This window comes from Natronorubrum bangense, from assembly GCF_004799645.1.
In the GTDB taxonomy this organism is placed as follows: Archaea; Halobacteriota; Halobacteria; order Halobacteriales; family Natrialbaceae; genus Natronorubrum; species Natronorubrum bangense.
This window is the reverse complement of sequence record NZ_CP031305.1, coordinates 591751-610344: the sequence shown is the minus strand read 5'-3', so window position 1 is coordinate 610344 and position 18594 is coordinate 591751. Positions and strand designations below refer to the sequence as shown.

17 protein-coding genes are annotated in these 18594 nt (G+C 61.3%); 8 read left to right on the top strand and 9 right to left on the bottom strand.

Going from position 1 to position 18594, the window contains the following annotated elements:
• Positions 1-208 precede the first annotated feature (208 nt).
• Positions 209-817, bottom strand: coding sequence for a LysE family translocator (locus tag DV706_RS03040; protein ID WP_240756844.1), 609 nt, complete (start codon positions 815-817; stop codon positions 209-211).
• Between the two features lie 144 nt (positions 818-961).
• Between DV706_RS03040 and DV706_RS03035 the strand changes: the two genes are divergently transcribed.
• The gene (locus DV706_RS03035) at positions 962-1630 is read left to right on the top strand and encodes an O-methyltransferase (RefSeq protein WP_006066619.1); all 669 of its coding nucleotides are present in this window, start codon (positions 962-964) and stop codon (positions 1628-1630) included.
• Here the strand turns inward: DV706_RS03035 and DV706_RS03030 are convergent.
• The 4 genes from DV706_RS03030 to DV706_RS03020 all read right to left on the bottom strand — a co-directional run bounded on the left by DV706_RS03030 (position 1615) and on the right by DV706_RS03020 (position 6270).
• Positions 1615-2070, bottom strand: a complete 456-nt coding sequence (locus DV706_RS03030; RefSeq protein WP_006066620.1) for a hypothetical protein — start codon at positions 2068-2070, stop codon at positions 1615-1617. The genes DV706_RS03035 and DV706_RS03030 overlap by 16 nt on opposite strands.
• 68 nt (positions 2071-2138) lie before the next feature.
• Positions 2139-4817, bottom strand: coding sequence for a PAS domain S-box protein (locus tag DV706_RS03025; RefSeq protein ID WP_338043238.1), 2679 nt, complete (start codon positions 4815-4817; stop codon positions 2139-2141).
• Positions 4709-5311 carry a PAS domain-containing protein gene (locus tag DV706_RS22535; RefSeq protein WP_338043237.1) on the bottom strand — a complete coding sequence of 201 codons (603 nt, stop codon included), beginning with the start codon at positions 5309-5311 and terminating at the stop codon, positions 4709-4711. The genes DV706_RS03025 and DV706_RS22535 overlap by 109 nt, the downstream gene beginning before the upstream one ends.
• Positions 5312-5445: 134 nt before the next feature.
• A complete protein-coding gene (locus DV706_RS03020) occupies positions 5446-6270 on the bottom strand; it encodes a creatininase family protein (RefSeq protein WP_006066622.1) in 825 nt (274 codons plus the stop codon).
• A 284-nt stretch (positions 6271-6554) separates the two neighbouring features.
• On the opposite strand from DV706_RS03020, the gene DV706_RS03015 reads away from it, so the two are divergent.
• The 4 genes from DV706_RS03015 (at position 6555) to DV706_RS03000 (ending at position 9105) form a co-directional block, all read left to right on the top strand.
• On the top strand, positions 6555-6779 hold the full coding sequence (locus DV706_RS03015; RefSeq protein ID WP_006066623.1) for a hypothetical protein: 225 nt from the start codon (positions 6555-6557) through the stop codon (positions 6777-6779).
• Between the two features lie 117 nt (positions 6780-6896).
• Complete coding sequence (gene nikR, locus DV706_RS03010) at positions 6897-7325, top strand: nickel-responsive transcriptional regulator NikR (RefSeq protein ID WP_006066624.1); 429 nt, start codon at positions 6897-6899, stop codon at positions 7323-7325.
• 115 nt (positions 7326-7440) lie between these two features.
• Complete coding sequence (locus DV706_RS03005; RefSeq protein WP_006066625.1) at positions 7441-7818, top strand: cupin domain-containing protein; 378 nt, start codon at positions 7441-7443, stop codon at positions 7816-7818.
• Between the two features lie 135 nt (positions 7819-7953).
• Complete coding sequence (locus tag DV706_RS03000; protein WP_006066626.1) at positions 7954-9105, top strand: acyl-CoA dehydrogenase family protein; 1152 nt, start codon at positions 7954-7956, stop codon at positions 9103-9105.
• Between the two features lie 161 nt (positions 9106-9266).
• Here the strand turns inward: DV706_RS03000 and DV706_RS02995 are convergent, their stop codons facing one another.
• Positions 9267-9839: a HalX domain-containing protein gene (locus tag DV706_RS02995; RefSeq protein WP_006066627.1), complete on the bottom strand. Its 573-nt coding sequence runs from the start codon at positions 9837-9839 to the stop codon at positions 9267-9269.
• Between the two features lie 153 nt (positions 9840-9992).
• The gene (locus DV706_RS02990) at positions 9993-11975 is read right to left on the bottom strand and encodes a 3-hydroxyacyl-CoA dehydrogenase/enoyl-CoA hydratase family protein (protein ID WP_006066628.1); all 1983 of its coding nucleotides are present in this window, start codon (positions 11973-11975) and stop codon (positions 9993-9995) included.
• A 115-nt stretch (positions 11976-12090) separates the two neighbouring features.
• Here DV706_RS02990 and DV706_RS02985 point away from each other — a divergent pair, with 115 nt between their 5' ends.
• Positions 12091-13242 (top strand): acyl-CoA dehydrogenase family protein, encoded by a 1152-nt coding sequence (locus tag DV706_RS02985; protein WP_006066629.1) that lies wholly within the window; start codon positions 12091-12093, stop codon positions 13240-13242.
• 388 nt (positions 13243-13630) lie between these two features.
• Here DV706_RS02985 and DV706_RS02980 read toward each other — a convergent pair whose 3' ends face one another.
• Complete coding sequence (locus tag DV706_RS02980; protein WP_006066630.1) at positions 13631-14161, bottom strand: hypothetical protein; 531 nt, start codon at positions 14159-14161, stop codon at positions 13631-13633.
• A 58-nt stretch (positions 14162-14219) separates the two neighbouring features.
• Here DV706_RS02980 and DV706_RS02975 point away from each other — a divergent pair, with 58 nt between their 5' ends.
• Positions 14220-14969: a helix-turn-helix domain-containing protein gene (locus tag DV706_RS02975; RefSeq protein ID WP_006066631.1), complete on the top strand. Its 750-nt coding sequence runs from the start codon at positions 14220-14222 to the stop codon at positions 14967-14969.
• Positions 14970-15067: 98 nt separating this feature from the next.
• Complete coding sequence (locus tag DV706_RS02970) at positions 15068-17623, top strand: heavy metal translocating P-type ATPase (protein WP_006066632.1); 2556 nt, start codon at positions 15068-15070, stop codon at positions 17621-17623.
• 424 nt (positions 17624-18047) lie between these two features.
• Here DV706_RS02970 and DV706_RS02960 read toward each other — a convergent pair whose 3' ends face one another.
• Positions 18048-18581, bottom strand: coding sequence for a metal-dependent hydrolase (locus tag DV706_RS02960; RefSeq protein WP_006066633.1), 534 nt, complete (start codon positions 18579-18581; stop codon positions 18048-18050).
• Positions 18582-18594: the final 13 nt, after the last annotated feature.

Below are 18594 nucleotides of genomic sequence, written 5' to 3'. Positions count from 1 at the left end.
GACACGCCGCTGTGACTGCCCGCTCATTGTTCGGCGTCGCTCGATCGAGATCGAACGACGAAGTAGATGATTCCGACGATGATCACTGGATAGACCAGTGCGGCGAGATACCAACCGAGGCCCATACTCGGATCAGGGAAACGGTGAGTACTGATCGTTTCGATCGTCCCCACTGACTGAAAACCGGCGTCGCTTCCGACGGTGTTGGCTACAGCAGTGCTGTGCCACCGGCCCAGAGAAACCAGACCCCGAACCCGGCCAGGACGGCCCCGCTTGCGGCGGCGATCATCGGTGCAAAGGAATCGACACGCCGGTCGGCCGCGACCAGCGCTGCCGGATAGACGATGATCCAGACCGCGATTCCCGCGAAGAAGCCAGCAAGCAGCGACGGTGATCCCGTCTGGACGACGAGGACGCCCTCGAGAGCGTCGCCAGCACCGGGGATGAACGCGAGGACGTCGAGGGTTCCGGACTCGAGGAGGCCGACACCGATGGTGAGCCAGAACCCGATCTGGTAGGGGTTCGTCAGCGAGAGCGTGAACGTTTTGCGAAAGCCTTTCGACGCGCTTTGGCCGCTGTCAGTGAAGGATGTGGCATCTCGAGCCGCGTGGACGGCACCGATGGCGAAATACAGCATCAAAACGCCGCCGGCGAGATAGAGCACCGGCCGCACAGCCGGATAGCGATCGACCACGGTCATCGCACCGGCGAGCGTGAGAACGAAAAAGAGCACGTCTGCAACCATCGCGCCGAGACCAGCCCGAAAGCCAGCCGACCAGCCGCTGACGACGCTTTCCTCGGCGATAATGGCGTTCATCGGTCCCGGTGGGGCAGCCAGTGCGAGCCCGAAGACCACACCTGCAAGAGCTGTTGTGATGCCAGTCACGGCTGTTCGCTCTCAACTCGGCCAGCGGCGGTGAAAAGGCCAGTGACTTTTCTGTGGGCCATCGTAGATGTGGTCATGGTTGACGTCCTGCCAGATGACATCGGTCGCTTTATTCGTGCGGTCGGGCCGGAGCCAGACGACCAGCTACAGGAGATGGACGACTATGCCGACCGAGAGGGGTTTCCCCACGTCGGCCCCGAGGTTGGAGCGTTCCTTCGATTCGTCGCCCGCATGAGCGACGCCGAGCGGATTTTCGAGTTCGGCTCCGGCTACGGCTACTCGGCGTACTGGATGGCCGAGACACTGCCCGACGACGGCGAACTCGTTCTCACTGAGGTCGACGCTGACGAACTCGAACTGGCTCGAGAGTACCTTCGCGAAGGCGGCTACGACGAGTTCACGCGGTATGAACTGGGGGACGCCATGGCAACGATCGAGCGCTACGACGGCCCGTTCGATGTCGTGTTGATCGATCACCAGAAACACCGCTATGCCGACGCGTTCGAGGCGGTCCGCCCGAAGGTCCCCGTCGGTGGCGTCGTCGTTGCGGACAACGCGATCACCGCCGGCCCCATCGAGTTCGAGAACCTACTCGAGTACGCAGTCGGCGACGACCCAGACGACGCCAACGAACACACACAGGGGATTGTGGACTATCTCGAGTGCGTTCGGAGCGATCCGGCGTTTGAGACGATCGTCCTGCCGCTTGGAGAAGGGATCGCGGTCAGTTACCGCGTCGAGTAATCAGATGTCTCGCCCTCGAGAACGCCGTCTTCGGGCGTGTCCGCGCTCGATGTCGCGCCATACTCTCGGAAGCCGAGAAACGCGGTCACCGAACTGGCCGACAGCAAGGTCGCCCACGTGGTCGCGGTCAGCGAGTAGACGACCAGTCTGGCGCTCCCGGGGACGGCCGCCCCGACCGTTTCGAGGCCGACGATGTGAACGCTGGCAACCCCGAGGAAGACTGTCCAGAGAGCGAGCGACAGGGAGGCAAGCGTTCGTCGAGAGACTCGTGACGCATAGCGGGCGACACAGTAGACGCCCGCGATAGCGACTGCCGTCGCCACGACTGTTGGTACGAGTGCGTCGACGGCACCGAGCGGGCCGGCAACGCCAAAGCAGACGAACGATACAGCGAGTAGCAGTCGATCCGAACGGAGACTAGTCGGAATCACGTCATGCACCGCTTTGCTGGGATGAATCGGCGGTTGAATATATAGCTGTTGGCTTCACGTGCATCCGTGACGTGGCGTCACTCGCAGCGCTCGAGTGCTGGGAGCGTCATCGAGAACGTCGCTCCCTCCCCAGGCTCGGTCTCGACCCAGATGTCGCCACCGTGGCGTTCGATGATCCGACGACAGAGCGCCAGTCCGATCCCGGTTCCAGGATGTTCGTCGTGGGAGTGCAATCGCTGGAACACTTCGAAGATGCGGTCCGTCTCGTCGGGGTCCATGCCGATTCCCTCGTCGTGAACCGAGACGGTCCACTCATCCCCATCGCGGTCGGCCGAGACGTGAACCTGTGGTGGCCCGTCACCACTGTATTCGAGTGCGTTCGAGAGGAGGTTCTGGAAGACCTGTCGGAGCTGATTCGCATCACCGCAAACGGCGGGGAGAGACGCTGTCGTTACGTCCGCATCCTGTTCCTCGATGCGAAGCGTTAGATCCTCTCGAGCGTCATCGAAGACGGCGTCGAGAGCGACCGGCTCGAGTTCGTTCCCCTGTGTTTCGACCCGTGAGTATTCGAGCAGGGCATCGATCATCGCCGACATACGCTCGGCACCGTCGACAGCGTATCCGAGAAACTCCAGTCCGTCGTCGTCTAAGACGTCAGCATAACGACGTTCGATCAACTGGAGATAGCTCGAGACCATCCGCAACGGTTCCTGTAGGTCGTGGCTGGCGGCGTAGGCGAACTGCTCTAATCGTTCGTTGGACGCCTCGAGTTTGCGCTGGTACTCCTTGCGTTCGGTGATATCCCGAACGATGCCAGCCCGTTCGTGGCCAGTCGTCTCGACGGCGGCTCGCTCGGCGTCACTCGGGCTGTCAGCAGCCGCGTCCGTGGCTGTCTGTTCGGCCGTCGAAATCGCCGTGACGGTCGCTTCGATCGGGACCTGTGTCCCGGATTTCGTCTTGAGTGTGGTCTCGATCGTCGACGGCTCGCTGTCATCGGTGGCGACCTGCTTCGTGTGCCCGATCACAGTCTCGCTGGTGACGAGCGACGCGTGGGCACCGAGCAGTTCGTCACGGTCGTAGCCGGTCAGCTCCGTATAGGCGTCGTTGACGGCAGTAAATCGTTCGTCTCCGTCGAGGACGTAGATTCCGTCGTCGATGGTCTCGATAATCCGCTCGTACCGTCCGAGTTGCTGCTCTCGTCGCTTTCGAGCCGTGATGTCGCGGAAATACACCGACAGCCCCGTCTCCGAGGGATACACCTGGATCTCCATCCACAGCTCGAGCGACCGTGAGTATCGTTCCCAGGTGATCGATTCCTGTGTGTTCATCGCCTCCTGATAGCGATCGACAAGCTCTGATCGTGTTCCACCGGGGAACACGTCCCAGATGACCTCTCCAAGGAGTTCGTCGCTCGAGTAGCCGAGGAGTTCTTCGGCCCGTTCGTTGACGTGTGTGAACCGCCACGACTCGTCGAGTGCGTAGAAGGCATCCGAAACGCGGCCGAGGATCTCGCTCAACTCTGTCTCGAGCTCGCTTTTGCGGCGTTCGAGGCTGTGTTCGTGGGATTTTCGAACCGTGATATCTTCTCCAATAGTAATCACGCGAGCAAGCGAGCCGTTGGGATCGAATACCGGCGCGGCGTTCACCGACAGCCAGGTTCGCTCACCGGACGGGCTGTCGATTACAAGCTCCTCGTCGGTAACCGGCTCACCGGTCGCACGGACGCGTGCTGCCGGGGTTTCGTCTGTCGTGAGTGACCGTCCAGCGGCGTCGGCCACTGTCCACTCGTCGGCTGCTGCGATCGTGGCAATCGTCGCATCGTCGACCGCCCCGTAGCGTTCCCGGGCGCGCCGGTTCAACAGCAGCGGATCGCCGGTGGCATCCGTGACCGAAATCGCGACCGGGGCCGTTCGGAGCAGTTCCTCCGTCTGTGCGCGCTCGCGCTCGAGGTGGTGTTCGTGGCGGAGCCGATCGAACGTCGCCTCGAGGCTCGAAGCAATGATCTTCGCAAACGAGAGGTCGCTATCGTCGAACGCGTCACGGCTCTCTGAGCCGATCAGCATGACGCCGTGGTCACCGATCGGGAGACAGAGCTCGCTCCGAATCGGCGTCGCCGGATTGTAGACCCTCGGATCGTCGGTGACATCGCTGTAGATCGCTGGCTCACCGCTCTCGAAGACGTGCCAGGCGACCCCTTCACCTTCTCCAAACGTTGGGAGCTCGTCAAAGAGCGCTCCAGCAGGCTCAGATCGGGCGACTGGCTCGAGAGTTTGCGTCTCTGGCTCGTAGAGATGGATTCCGTTGAGCTCGAAGTTTAGAATGTCCAGCAGATCCTGACAGGCACGCTTGGCGACGTCTTCGCGGCTGTCGCCATCGATCCATTCACGGACGGCTTTGTTCAGCCGTCGCAGCTGGTAGGCGCGCCGATGCCGGTCGGTCACGTCGTAGTAGAGTTCGATTCGACCGCCGGCGTAGGGTCCGGCTTCGATGGGTCTGCTACGGTGCTCGAGCCACCGTTCCTCACGGTCGTCGCCAGGGGTGATATGACACTCGAAGTGTTCGACGTAGCTGTTGTCGTCGTACGTTGCTATGACGGTGTCCGCAAACGCCTCTGGGTCGGCGAGCCGGTCCTGAATCCGCTCCTCGATCAGCTGTCGCTTCTGCTGTCCGAGGACAGCTGTGCGATCGATGCCGAAGTACTGCTCAGCCGTCTCGTTGATCCATGCGACGTTGAACTCCTCGTCGAGGACGAACACACCGATGTCGGCTTCCTCGAGCGCCGCAGCCGTCGGGCCAAAGACGGCTTCCGCCGTCGAATGGTGCTCCGAGCCAGCATCCGCTCGATCGACTTTTGAACGACCCCAACTGAGCCCTGGGGACAGCCATCAGTCTGGAGCTGATTCAGACGAATGTCACAGTGGACGGTCGTTCCGTCGACCGTCTCGATCATGCCCGTGAGTGCTGTGACGCCGTCTCCGCCGGAAGGCCACTGGGCTCGAACGTCTCGTTCGAACTGTGCCACGCCCCGGAACGACAACAACGTCGAGACGTGTTGGCCAAAGAGGTCTATACGGCCATACCCAGTCATCTCGAGAAACGTCTCATCAGCTGCGACGAACTGACCGTCGGCATCGAGCTGGAAGACGCCGCCTTCGATCGTCTCGACGAGCGCCTGACAACAGTGAAGCGCTGTCCGATCGTCGTCGCCCGCCCAAAACTCCATGTTCGACGGCCCTGTTCGTTCGCTCATTGTCCGCATCAGGCCACTTAGACGCATAAGTCTAGCGTCCACCTGACAGATCTGGTCGCGGCTGTGCAGCTTGGCCGCTGTTTACCGTGTCGCGACGCTTGTGCTGTCGTCGAACCACTCATTTCCTGTCAGGATCACCGCTGTGACTGCGTTCGGTCGAAACTCTGACCGCGACCACGTCCGGGCTGGGGCTCGACATGTGGATCGGGCATGAGCGACTCGAGCGGCTGGTCGTCGAGCCACTCGAGTAATGCCACGAGCTGGTCCGAGGCGGCCTCGAACAGCTGTTCGCCGATTTCGGGCGTTGCGTCCGTTTGATCGCCGAAGACGCCGTTTTGACTGTTCTCGATCGAGTCGTAGAACGTGGTCGCGCCGTGGACTCGTTCGGCGTCGTAATCGAACACTGCGCCGCCGTCGCGAGCGTCCTCGAGGCGGTCCTCACGCACAAGATTCTCGGCGATATGCATGATCATCGCCGTTTCCTTGGGGCCGCCGTGGGGGCCAGGCGTCTCGAAAACCTCCTCGATCAGGCCGGGAATCGATTCGTTCCACATCCACTCGATGGCGTAGGCCGTGTTATCGTCGTGGAGCCGTCGGCCGACCTCCCGAAGGTGGGCGACGTTCCCTCCGTGGGCGTTGACGTAGACGATCCGGTCGATTCCGTGGTAAGTAAGATTCCGCGAGAAACTCTCGACGAAATCCCGAAACACCTGCGGCTCGACCCACATCGTCCCGTGAAACTGGCGGTGGTGGGAGCTGACGCCGATCTGAACCGGCGGCGTGCAGAGATACCCCGTCCGATCGGTCGCCTCCCGGGCGAGCGCCTCGGCGATCATGTGGTCGGTGCCTTCCGGAAGATGGGGGCCGTGTTGTTCGGTCGAGCCGAGTGGAACGACAGCGAGCGATTCGTCCGCGACGTACTCGCCGATCTCTGGCCAGGCACGCTCTGGAAGGTACATATCTTCTCTTCGGCCGCAACGTGCAAAACGTTGGGTACTTTGGGTAACCGACAGATCGCGTTCATGACACTGATAGAGATCGTTTCTGGAACTCGAGCGGAAGCGCTCGTTTGTCCCAACCCGCGAATGCCTGTTGTTATCGTGGCATCACAACCGTTCAGTTACCACGGGTTTTCTGGGATCGAATCTAAGATAAGAAGGATATTAGCGTGTAAACGTATTCTATCGAACTAAAATATGACAATATCATAGATATGTTATGAAGATTGTAGACAAGCTACTACATGAAGATGTACAACTACTCGATCATCGCCCTCGTGTTAGGCGTCGTCCTCGGCGTCACGGCCGAGGAAAATCTGGACCGATCGTTACAGCTCTCTGATGGTTCGTGGGCGATTTTCGTCAGTCCAGACCAGCCGCTTGCACTCGGTCTCTCGACGGTCATCTTCCTGCTCGTCATGGGCCCGCTTATCAAGCCATATCTGAGCCGGCTACTCAAGCGAACGTAGGCGCTTCTCCCAACGGCACGTTTCACCGTCCGACGTTTGAAATTCAGTACCGTAATCAATCGGACACCAGCCGTTGATATGATAAAGGTTATTATTCTAACGGCGCTCAGTTATTATATGGCAGTCGTAAGCGTCTCCATGCCGGACGAACTCCTCGAGCGACTCGACCAGTTCGCAGACGAACACGGCTATACTGGCCGCAGCGAAGTCGTCCGAGAGGCCTCTCGGAACCTCCTTGGCGAGTTCGAGGACACTCGCCTCGAGGATCGAGAGCTGATGGGAATCGTTACGGTGTTGTTCGATTACGAGACGACCAGCGTCGAAGAGCGAATGATGCATCTCCGTCACGAACACGAGGACCTCGTCGCCTCGAACTTCCACAGCCACGTCGGCGATCACTACTGTATGGAACTGTTCGTCCTCGAGGGCGAACTCGAGGATATCTCGACGTTCGTCGGAAAGATCCGAGCAACCAAAGATGCGCTGACGGTCGACTACTCGGTGATTCCCGTCGATAGCTTCGACCCGATTTCACAAGACAGCTAAGACCGTCGAACCGCTGACGGGAGACACAATCGGTTTCGGCAGCTGAGACGGCGAATTTATCACGCACTTCGAGCGAACAGTATTGTTTTACCGTTTGCCCATCGAAGACTCAGGCATGAGCTACCGGAAGGTGAACTACGAGGAGGTCGACCAAGTCTCGAGTGCGATGCACTTTTTGAGTGATCCACTCGAGACCGAGCGGGTGGGTGTGACGGTGGCGCGGTGTGATCCGGGCTGGAACAGCAAGCCACACGACCACACGGACAACGACCACGAAGAAGTCTACGTGCTCATCGAAGGCGAGGCGACCGTAATCGTCGACGACGACCCAGTGTCGATGGAGACGGGAGACGCACTCTGGATCCCACCGGAGTCGACACGCCAGATCCGCAACGGGGACGAGGAAAGCGCGTTCGTGCTCGTCAGCGCGCCGAGTATCGGAGACGACGAGGATGGTGACGGCGACTGGCTGTTGTCGGGGTTTGCCGGCTGAGCGCTCGAGTGAACGGCAGTTCCTGCTCGTTGTCTGTCGGCCCGTGAGTAACCCATAACAGCCTGTTGAACCGTCGTGTGCGGCCTTACACAGTTACCCCACGGCTATATCAACAGTGCTACCGTATGACACGTTATGGAACTACTCGAGGATAGCATTGTCCCGGAGCACGCACGCGAAATCAAAGCCGAGGCACGCGAGTTCGCACGCGAACACATCGAACCCAACGCACAGGAGCATTTTCAGGCGGGAACGTACCCCGAAGAGATCCTCGAGGCAGGCCAGGAAGCGAATCTCGTCGCACAGGATATTCCGGAGAAGTGGGGCGGACGCGGGCTCGACCTCCCACAGTTACTTGCACTGACAGAAGAGTTCTATCGAGCGGATGCCGGGATCGCGTTGACGCTGCAACTGGCGAGTTTCGGCTGTGAAATCACCTACAAGTACGGCTCTGACGAACAGTGTGAGGAGTATATCCGGCCGGTTGCGGAGGGGACACAGCGCTCTGGACTCGCAGTATCGGAACCCGAAACGGGCAGTGATCTCGCCGGAATGCAGACGACAGCTGAAAAAGACGGCGACGAGTACGTCCTAAACGGCGAGAAGTACTGGATCGGCAACGGCGTCGAAGCTGACTGGGTCACGGTCTACGCCCGAACGGGTGACGATGAAGACAACCGCTATGGAAACCACTCGATGTTCATCGTCCCCACCGACACCGAGGGTTACGAGGCCGAGCACATTCCGGAGAAGATGGCGATGCGTGCCTCCAAGCAGGCACACGTCGAGTTCGATGACTGTCGAATCCCTGCGGAAAACCTGATCGGTTCCGAGGGCGCAGGCTTCTGGATGGTCGCGGAGTTTTTCAACCACGGGCGAGTCATCGTCTCTGGCCACGGACTCGGCCTCGCTGCGGCCGCCATCGAAGAAACCTGGGAGTTCGTCCACGACCGTGAGGAGTTCGGCCGGACGATCAACGAGTTTCAGGCAGTTCAACACGGCCTCGCGGATATGCTGCTCGAGTTCGAACGTTCTCGAGCGCTCACCTGGCGAGCCTGCGAAAAGGTCGAGAACGGTGAGAACGCGGGCTACTGGGCGGCACTGGCAAAGACGAGTGCAACGGAGGCTGCCGTCGACATCTCCGAACAGGGAATGCAGTTTCATGGCGGCCGTTCAGTTCTTGACGACCGACGGATCGCTCGCGCCTTCCGCGATGCCCGAATTCCCGTCATCTACGAGGGCGCAAACGAAATCCAGCGAAACCTGATTTACGGCCAAGCGCCATAGGCCAAACCCGGCGTCGACAGGCGGTCTCGAGGCCGCACTCCACGGTGACCATGGCGAAATAAACCTCGACACCGGCCGGTTGAAACAGTCGCTGCCGAGACGGACGATCCCGCGACTAAGAGAGAACGGGGGGCTGGGCTAGCTGCGAGCCGGTCGATGGCTCAGTTCTCGGGCTGTAGGTCCTGGAACGCATCGACGAAGTCGTCGTGGGTGCGCATTTCCGAAACCGTCTCGTCGATACTGGCCTCGAGATCAGTGACGCGTTCACAGAGCTGTTGATACTCGTCGTTGGTCTCGAGTTCGTGCGCTGCCTTTTCAGACTCGAGTAATGCTTTCTTCGAGACGAGCGCGTAGTACTCTCGGATGTGTGATTCGTACGCCGATCGGTCAATAACGGTGCCGACGATCTCGACGAGCTCGTCTTTTGAGACCGGTTTGACGAGATAGTCGTCGAACCCCATCTCGATGATATCGAAGTCAGGATCGACTGCGGTTACCATCACGACCCGCGAGTCGTAGCCGTGCGCTCTGATCTGGGACAAGACTTCGTCGCCGGAGAGTCCCGGCATCCGCCGGTCCAACAAGACGATTTCAACGGCGTCGCTCATCTTCTCGAGCGCCTCCGAACCGTCGTAGGCTGTGTCAACAATCCATTCAGTCTCGAGCCATGCAGCAAACAGGTCTGCGAGACGCGCTTCGTCGTCGACGACGAGCACCTCGAGCATCTCACTCATCGGCTGCCCCCTCCGTTCTCATCATCCATTGGAGCCACGGGTCATCAATAGTCCCTCCGGGTGATAAATCTCGCGACCAGATGGTGTGTTGTCATTCAGCTACTGACAGCAGGGGCCGGCGTCGGAAGCCCCGTTAGTGGTGTCGGTGCTGTGTTACTTCCCTTCGAACTCGGGATCGTCGTCACCGAAGAAGGCGTTGATGCCCTCGTGAACGTCCTCGGAGTTGACGACGTGGCCGAAGCCCATCGATTCGACCTCGAGACCGGCTTCGTGGTTGTCCCAGCCTTTGTGCATCGCGCGTTTGGTAAAGCGCATCGCAAGCGGTGGCCCGCCTGCGAGTTTTGCGGCATAGTCGTGTGCGGCCGTCTCGAATGCGTCCGGTTCGACGACCTCGTTGACGAACCCGAACTCGGCCATCTCCTCGGCGGGGAACCGCTCTGCCGTGAAGATGATCTCTTTTGCACGGCCCATACCGACGATGCGCTGGAGACGCTGGGTCCCGCCCCACCCCGGCAGCAGGCCGAGGTCGAACTCCGGCTGGCCGAACTCCGAGCGCGAGGTCGCGATCCTGATATCGGCACACGTCGCGAGTTCCATCCCGCCGCCGAGACAGTAGCCGTCGATCGCGGCGACGACCGGCATCTCGATCTCCTCGAGACGACCGAACGTCTCCTGACCGTGTTTCGAAAGCTCGACTGCCTCGAACGGATCTGCCCCACCGCCGGCGATACTCATGAAGTCTGCACCCGCAGAGAACGCCTTCGAGCCAGCACCCGTCAACAGGAGCGCGCGCACGCTGTCGTCGTCCTCGAGGAGATCGATCGCGGCGTCGAGTTCCTCGATGAGTTCCAGACTGATGGAGTTCATCTGCTGGGGCCGGTTGAGTTCGATCTGTGCGACCTTGTCGCCGGGGTAGGTCAGCTCGATCGTGTCGAACTCCACTGCGCCGTCTTCCTCGTCCGCGTCATCGTAGAAGCCACCTTCCTCGACGACGGTCTCGAGGTAGTCGAACGGCTCGTAGCGGGGATGCTCGGTTTCCTCGTAGGCGTCCTCGAGCGTGTTGGCGAGCGTTTCGACCCCATACTCATCGGCGAACTTCGCGGGGCCTTTCGGCCAGCGGCCGCCGAGTTTGACGGCAGTGTCGATCTCCTCGGGTGAGGCGACGTCGTCACCGACGAGGTAGGCGACTTCGTTTGCGAGCACGGCGAGCAGGCGCTCTTTGACGGTCTCGCTGAACAGGTCGTCGTCCATCGAGACGTCCGCGCCGTCACCGTCCTCGTAGTCGTAGAAGCCTTTACCGGACTTCTGACCGAACTCCTCGTCGTCGACTTTCGCTTTCAGCGTTGGCGACGGCTCGTAGCGATCGCCAGCAACATCGTGCATGTAGTCGAGGACGTGATAGCCGACGTCGACGCCGACGTAGTCCGCCAGCTCGAAACTCCCCATCGGCAGTCCGATGTCGAACTTCGTCGTTGCGTCGACCTCTTCGATCGTCGCGACGTCGTCTTCGACGAGCCACGCAGCCTCGTTCATCAGCGGGACGAGAATGCGGTTGACGATGAAGCCGGGGACGTCCTTGCGGACGCGAACCGGCGTCTTCCCGATATCCTCCGCGAACGCCTCGATGACGTCGAGCGTGGCGTCGTCGGTGTGCCCACCGGAGATGACCTCGACGAGGTCCATCCGGATCGGCGGGTTGAAAAAGTGCATCCCACAGAACTCTTCCGCTCGGTCGGTAAACTCCGAGAGATCCGTGATCGAGAGACTCGAGGTGTTCGTCGCGAAAATGGCCCGATCGGGCGCGACGTCCTCGAGTTCGGTGTAGACGTCTTTTTTTATCTCCATCTGCTCTGGGACGGCCTCGATGACGACATCCGCGTCGCCACAGGCTTCTCCCATGTCCACAAGCGGCGTGATCCGCTCTAAGGTGGCGTCAGCTTCCTCCTGGGTAAGCTGGTCGTTCTCGGCGAGTTTGTCGAGCGACCATTCGATCTGTTCGTACCCGTTCTGGACGAACTCGTCTTTGATGTCGCGCATGTTCACATCGTAGCCCGCCATCGCGACGACCTCCGCGATGCCGTGACCCATGTTTCCTGCGCCGAGAACTGCGACGGTGTTGATGTCTTCCAGCTCCATGAGCATACATCCAATCGGCACGGTTTTCAACGTTTCCCTATCTTCTCAAGAAAACTATAGTTCTGTTTACTGTCGGTTACAAAACTCTTTATCCGTGGGCTAGGAACTCGTTGACATGGAATTCGGTCTCACCGAAGAACAGGAGCAGATTCGCGAGGAAGTCAAGCGATTCGCCGAGAACGAAATCGTCCCTGCAGCAGAGGAGTACGACGTCGACGAAAAATTCCCACACGACATCGTCGACAAAGCCGCCGAGATGGGGCTGGTCGGTTCGTCGATCCCGATGGAGTACGGTGGCGCGGGCTACTCGACGCTCGAGACGGTCCTCATCGCCGAGGAACTGTTCTCCTACGACCCCGGGATCGCGCTCTCGATTATGGCGTGTTCGTTCGGGACCGAAGCCATCCAGGAGTTCGGGACCGAAGACCAGAAAGAGCGCTTCTTAGAGCCCGTTGCGATGGGCGAGAAGATTTCGGGGGCAGCAATCTCCGAACCTGACACCGGGTCGGACGTTTCCTCGGTCTCGACGCGCGCCGAGAAAGACGGCGACGAGTGGGTCGTCAACGGCAACAAGATGTGGATCACCAACGGGACCGTCGGTGACTTCTTCGTCATGCTGTGTAAGACCAACCCCGACGCCGAGGGTCGCTACAACGGCTTCAGCCAGATCGTCGTCGAGTCCGACCGCGACGGCTTCTCGGCCGACAAAATTACCGGCAAGATGGGGATTCGGGCTTCGGACACGGCAGAACTCATCCTCGACGACGTCCGCGTCCCCGAGGAAAACCTCATCGGGACCCGCGACGCCGCGTTCATGCAGCAGATGCAGTTCTTCGATGCCACCCGAACCGGCGTCGCCGCACAGGGTGTCGGCATCGCGAAAGGGGCACTGCGTGAAGCCCTCGAGTACGCCCAGGACCGCGAACAGTTCGGCCAGCCGATCAGCGAGTTCCAGGCCATCCAGCACAAACTCGCTGACATCGCGACCGAAACCGAGGCCGCCCGCAACCTGACGTACAAGGCCGCCTGGAACGTCGATCAGGGCAACGACATCACCAAACTCGCCTCGATGGCTAAGGAGTACGCCTCTCGCGTTGCCGTCGACGCGACGAACGAGGCCGTCCAGATCCACGGCGGTGCGGGCTACGTCAACGACTTCCCTGTCGAGCGACTCTACCGCGACTCGAAGATCACCCAAATCTACGAAGGAACCACCGAGATCCAGAAGAACATCATCGCGCGCGAACTGCTCGGCAAGGGCTTCTAGAGACGAAGTTTTGCTCTGCGGGCCGGCGTACGCCGGCCCTCGGCGAAAATACGTTGAAGAACACTCCTCCTTTCTCTCCGCTCGTTTCATACGGACTGTTGTAGTCAATTACCGCCGATCACCGACTTACCGCGGGTGATCGGCGGTCACTCGTTGTAGCAGACCGTATCACTCGCACCGAGTCAGTCGTCGGCCCGCTCGCTCCCTGACTCACGGCCTTCGACTGTTCGTCATTCCGCGGCGCGATGCACCGCGCTTTCGTTCGCTCGCGGTGAGTGACTGTCGACAGCCTGCCTTTGTCCGTTGAGTGGACCTTTGCGTCCGCTCGAGTCGCGCTCCCGGCCAGTTGTCGTCTTCATAGTCGTCCAACGACGAACGCAACTACTGATCAGCCGTCAGCGTCCGAGTCGGTATCACCGTCGTCGCTGTCCGAATCCGTGTCGCCATCGTCACGATCTAAATCGGTGTCGGTCCCGTCGGCGTCAGAATCGGTGTCAGTTCCGACACCGTCGAAATCCGCGTCTCCGTCGTCGCTATCGCTGTCGGTATCTCCGTCACCAGTGGGTCGGTCCATGGTCGGTCCCAAAACGTCCGTGCTACTCGAGCCACCCGTCTCCGATTCCGTTGTCGCAGGGTCGACGGTGCGATCGGCATGGGGCGACGGCGACTCCTCGAACACGTCCTCCTCACTCTCGTCGGACGCCGGCTCGTCAGCGAGGACGTACAGCACGAGGGGTGGACCGATGTAACAGGCGATGGCAACCACCGCGAACCACGGATCGACGACCACGAGAATGCCGAAGATCGCGAGCGCTGCCGTCGCGGCCGTATGAACCGCAGTGGTGGTATAACGGCGGTAGAACGACCAGAGGCCACGAAGCCATGTCGTGACGGAAAGAGTCACCACCGACGATGCCATACGGATCGTACACCGGCCACCGAGAAACCCTTTGGCGCACGAGCCCCTTTTACATTCAATGAGAGAATTCGTCTTCGCCCTCGAGTACGAGACGGACACGAACCCGGTCGCCGACGTTCTCGCCGAGTATCCGGCGGCGTCGATTCGGTCGCTGTCGTGTCACGTCACCGAAGACAGCCTCTGGCGGGTCGACCACGCCGAGGGGCCACCGGAGGCGCTCGAGGCGCTCGAGGAGGCCTACAAAACGGCCGACTTCTTCGCGGACTGTCTCGTCAAAGACGACTGCGGGGCGGAGTGTGAGGTGCAGGTGCTCGATCGCTCGAGCGACACGCTGGTCGTCTACACCTACTGGGATCGCACCGAGATTTGTACGTCGGTTCCACACGTCGCCCTCGAGTATCTCGGCGAGGGACTGTTGTTCGAGACCTATCGCGAGAGCCGGCGCTATCGCTGGCGGATCGTGCTGGGTAGCGACGCGCCGATTCATGACTTTTTCGACGCACTGGGCGAGGAAGTCGGCGAGTGTACGGGGATGGAGATGCTTCGACTGACTGAACTCGATCCAGACCACGGTGGCGTCGAGCCCGGTGACGAGACACCACTGCCGAGCGAACAGCGAGCTGCCCTTCGGGCAGCCGTCGAACACGGCTACTACGAGACTCCGCGCCGGACTGATCTCTCCGAACTCGCCAAGCGACTGGACGTGCCGCGATCGACGCTGTCCTACCGGCTTCGTCGGGCTGAAGCAAGCCTTGCGACGGGGTTTGTCACCAACGAATCGCTCGAGGCGCTGCCAGTGGAGCCGTGAGCGACTCGGTGATCGTCGACAGCGGATTGGGCGGATCGATACCGAAGTTGGCGCACGCCAAATAACCGGTATGGGAGACGAGCGATTACTGGCAGCTAATGAGTGAGTCTGCGCCATCAACACCGCACGACTCGAGTCGCACGCTCGAGGTACGGGTGCCCGAGATGGACTGCCCGTCCTGTGCCGGGAAGGTGACCAACAGCGTCGAACGACTGGACGGAATCGACGGGATCGAGCCGCGGGTGACGAGCGGTCGCCTCGTCGTCGAGTACGACCCCACGCAAACGAGCGACGCCGAGATCCGCGAGCGTGTCCGTGCGGCCGGCTACGAAATCGTCTCCGCAGCGTCGGAACTGACGCTGTCGGTTCCCGAGATGGACTGTCCGTCCTGTGCCGGCAAAATCGAGAACGCCCTCGAGGACATCGACGGCGTCGGTGAAATCGAAACACGGCCGACCTCGGGCCGCGTGACCGTCGAAACCTTCGACGGCACCGAAGCCGAGACAGTCGTCGACGCTATCGACAGTGCTGGCTACGATGCGACGCCGGTCGGCCACGCGCGCGAATCAGTCGGCGATGAACGGCCGGTCTGGCAGAGCCGTCGAGCCATCGGGACCGCGATCGGGGCTGCGGTCGTGACGGTGGGAATGGCTCTCGAGTTCGTCCTGCCGGCACTCGATCCGACGCTTGGCACGGTTGCGGGCCGATCCTACGAACTCTCACACCTCCTGTTTATGCTGGCTGTGGTGGTTGCCGGCACGCCGATCCTGCGAAACGGCTACTACTCCGCGCGCAATCGGAGTCTGGACATCGACTTCCTGATGAGCATCGGGATCGTCGCGAGCGTGGCCGCCCACCATCCATTCGAGGGGGCGATGCTCGCAGTGCTGTTCTCGGTCGCCGAACTGCTCGAGCGGTTCTCGATGGACCGAGCCCGCGACTCGTTGCGGGAGCTGATGGATCTCTCGCCGGAGACGGCGACCATCAAGCGGGCAGATGGCAGCGAAGAGACGGTTCCCGTCGACGACCTCACGGTCGGCAACACGGTCGTCGTCCGGCCAGGTGAGAAGATCCCGGCCGACGGGACCGTCCTCGAGGGCTCGAGTGCGATCGACCAGTCGCCGATCACGGGCGAAAGCGTGCCCGCGGACAAGGCAGCCGGCGACGAGGTGTTCGCCGGAACGATCCTCGAGTCGGGCTATCTCGAGGTCGAAGTCGAGAGCGAGGCTGACGAGTCGACGATCGCACAGATCGTCCGCATGGTCGAGGACGCAGAGCGAGAGAAGACCGACCGCGAGCAGTTCGTCGATCGCTTTGCAAGCGTTTACACACCGATTGTCGTCGTCGGCGCGGTCGCGGCTGCAGTCGTCCCGCCCGTGCTCGTGGGCGCGTCCTGGAGCTACTGGTTCCTTGTCGGGCTCACGCTGTTGGTCATCGCCTGTCCCTGCGCGTTCGTCATCTCGACGCCCGTCAGCGTCGTCTCGGGGATCACCAGCGCCGCCCGAAACGGCGTGCTGATCAAGAGTGGAAAACATCTCGAGGCCGCCGGCGCGAGTGACGTCCTCGCGGTCGACAAGACGGGGACGCTGACCACGGGCGACCTCTCCGTGACCGATGTAATCGGGTTCGAGGGGGCCACCGAGACCGAGGTCCTCCGGCGTGCAAGCGTCGCGGAACGACGAAGCGAACACCCGATCGGGCAGGCAATCGTGGGCTACGCCGACGAGCAGGGAGTCATGACCGACGAGCACGGGGTCTCGAACTTCGAAGCGCTGACGGGGAAAGGCGTCCGTGCCGACATCGACGGCACGACCCACTACGTCGGCAAACCCACCCTCTTCGATGGGCTCGCGGACCTCGAGCACGTTCATCGGACGACCGACGGAGGGACGACACTCGAGTCGCCTGCCGACCACCCTCAGTGTGAGCGCGAGGGCTGTCTGGACGTCCTCTCGGCAGTCGTCCCCGACTTAGAGGCCGAAGGCAAGACCGTCGTGGTCGTCGGCACCGAGGACGGCCCGATCGGCGTCATCGGCGTCGCGGATCGCGTGCGTCCCGAAGCCGAATGGGCCGTCTCGCGCCTGCAAGCACAGGGTACCCGCGTCGTCATGCTCACCGGCGACAACGAGGGTACTGCCCGCGCGATCGCCGACGAGGTCGGCATCGACGAGTATCACGCCGAACTCCTGCCCGACGCAAAACTCGAGTGGATCGACCGGCTCGCAGACGAACACGGCGGGACGGACGAGAAAGGACGGGTCGCGATGGTCGGCGACGGGATTAATGACGCGCCCGCGCTCGCGACCGCGGACGTCGGCATCGCGATGGGGGCTGCAGGCACGGATACGGCCCTCGAGACGGCCGACGTCGCGCTGATGGGCGACGATCTGACGCGCCTGCCGTATCTCTTTGCTCTCTCGGGGAAGGCAAACGGTGTTATCCGCCAGAACATCTGGGCGAGCCTGGCCGTCAAAGCTGTCCTCGCTGCCGGCGCCCCGTTTGGGATCGTCACGGTGATTCACGCGGTCGTCATCGGCGACATGGGTATGAGCCTCGGTGTGACTGGCAACGCGATGCGACTGGCGAACGTCGAACCCGAAACGCCGCCCGGCGTCGAGCACGAGGGTGGCGATCGAACAGCGAACAGCTACTGAGCGTCGCGTCACCGCTGTTTTGATGGCTGTGTACCCGATTCAGCTATCGTTCACGGCGCTTCTAGATTCTCCGAGCCGCAGGATGGACTCGTAGACCGTGAGTACCACAGCCGAGCTCATTGAAAGACTGGAGACGAGGAGACACCGGTTTCGTCGTACCCTCTACGCCGACCGCACCGCGTCGTCGGTTGTTCGACGGCCAATATAGTAACAACTGAAACGATTTACACACTGATCGCACAGCCGTCGTTTGGTTAGGTGTGCATTGACTTTCAGTGGCTACTATAGCTGTGCCACGAGTGCACACATCACCCGGTAACTGCAACGAGGACCAGTGATCGTCGAACGCGAGCCAAGCGACAGTGCCACTCGAGCAGTCATAAAACAGCCGAACGGGAACACGTATCGACCACGCGATATCACGTCATCGCTCGAGTGTTCGGCGAATCACGTCCAGCCCCGGCCGCCCGTCGAGCCACCAGACGACGACACCGACCACAACGATGACGACCTCGAGCCACAGCGTCGTCGCCTCAATATCGACTCCCGGGACCGTTCCGAGGGGCTTGACCCCGGTGTAAGCGGGCATCGGCGTGACAGGCCAGAGCAGAAAGCCGAGTTCGTCATAATCGCCCGAGAGCACGTGCCAGGGGATATCCGCGGCGAGATGTGAGCCGTAGCCGATTCCGAACGCGATGCCGAGTCGGGCCCGGCCGAATCGACGGGCGAGCAGCCACAAGAGCAGGACGAACGGGACGGCGAACAGAAGCGAGTGGCCGATGGTGCGCCCGACGGGAACGACCCCTGCCGAGTAAAGCGGCTTGTCGAGCAGATCCGGAATCGCTGCACCGACGACGGCAACCCCTGCAGGTGCTGCCGACGGTGGTTCGCCACGATCCAACCGTGTGTACGCCGCATAGCAGCAGTAGCCGACGACGAGGTGAACGACTGGCTGCATCCTCCTTCACAGT

Coding starts and splice junctions, on each gene's coding strand:
- DV706_RS02995 (WP_006066627.1), bottom strand. CDS start 9,839: ATGAGTGAGATGCTCGAGGTGCTCGTCGTCGACGACGAAGCGCGTCTC.
- DV706_RS02970 (WP_006066632.1), top strand. CDS start 15,068: ATGAGTGAGTCTGCGCCATCAACACCGCACGACTCGAGTCGCACGCTC.
- nikR (WP_006066624.1), top strand. CDS start 6,897: ATGGCAGTCGTAAGCGTCTCCATGCCGGACGAACTCCTCGAGCGACTC.
- DV706_RS03015 (WP_006066623.1), top strand. CDS start 6,555: ATGAAGATGTACAACTACTCGATCATCGCCCTCGTGTTAGGCGTCGTC.
- DV706_RS02980 (WP_006066630.1), bottom strand. CDS start 14,161: ATGGCATCGTCGGTGGTGACTCTTTCCGTCACGACATGGCTTCGTGGC.
- DV706_RS03005 (WP_006066625.1), top strand. CDS start 7,441: ATGAGCTACCGGAAGGTGAACTACGAGGAGGTCGACCAAGTCTCGAGT.
- DV706_RS02990 (WP_006066628.1), bottom strand. CDS start 11,975: ATGGAGCTGGAAGACATCAACACCGTCGCAGTTCTCGGCGCAGGAAAC.
- DV706_RS03000 (WP_006066626.1), top strand. CDS start 7,954: ATGGAACTACTCGAGGATAGCATTGTCCCGGAGCACGCACGCGAAATC.
- DV706_RS22535 (WP_338043237.1), bottom strand. CDS start 5,311: ATGAGCGAACGAACAGGGCCGTCGAACATGGAGTTTTGGGCGGGCGAC.
- DV706_RS03020 (WP_006066622.1), bottom strand. CDS start 6,270: ATGTACCTTCCAGAGCGTGCCTGGCCAGAGATCGGCGAGTACGTCGCG.
- DV706_RS02985 (WP_006066629.1), top strand. CDS start 12,091: ATGGAATTCGGTCTCACCGAAGAACAGGAGCAGATTCGCGAGGAAGTC.
- DV706_RS03040 (WP_240756844.1), bottom strand. CDS start 817: ATGAACGCCATTATCGCCGAGGAAAGCGTCGTCAGCGGCTGGTCGGCT.
- DV706_RS03035 (WP_006066619.1), top strand. CDS start 962: ATGGTTGACGTCCTGCCAGATGACATCGGTCGCTTTATTCGTGCGGTC.
- DV706_RS02960 (WP_006066633.1), bottom strand. CDS start 18,581: ATGCAGCCAGTCGTTCACCTCGTCGTCGGCTACTGCTGCTATGCGGCG.
- DV706_RS02975 (WP_006066631.1), top strand. CDS start 14,220: ATGAGAGAATTCGTCTTCGCCCTCGAGTACGAGACGGACACGAACCCG.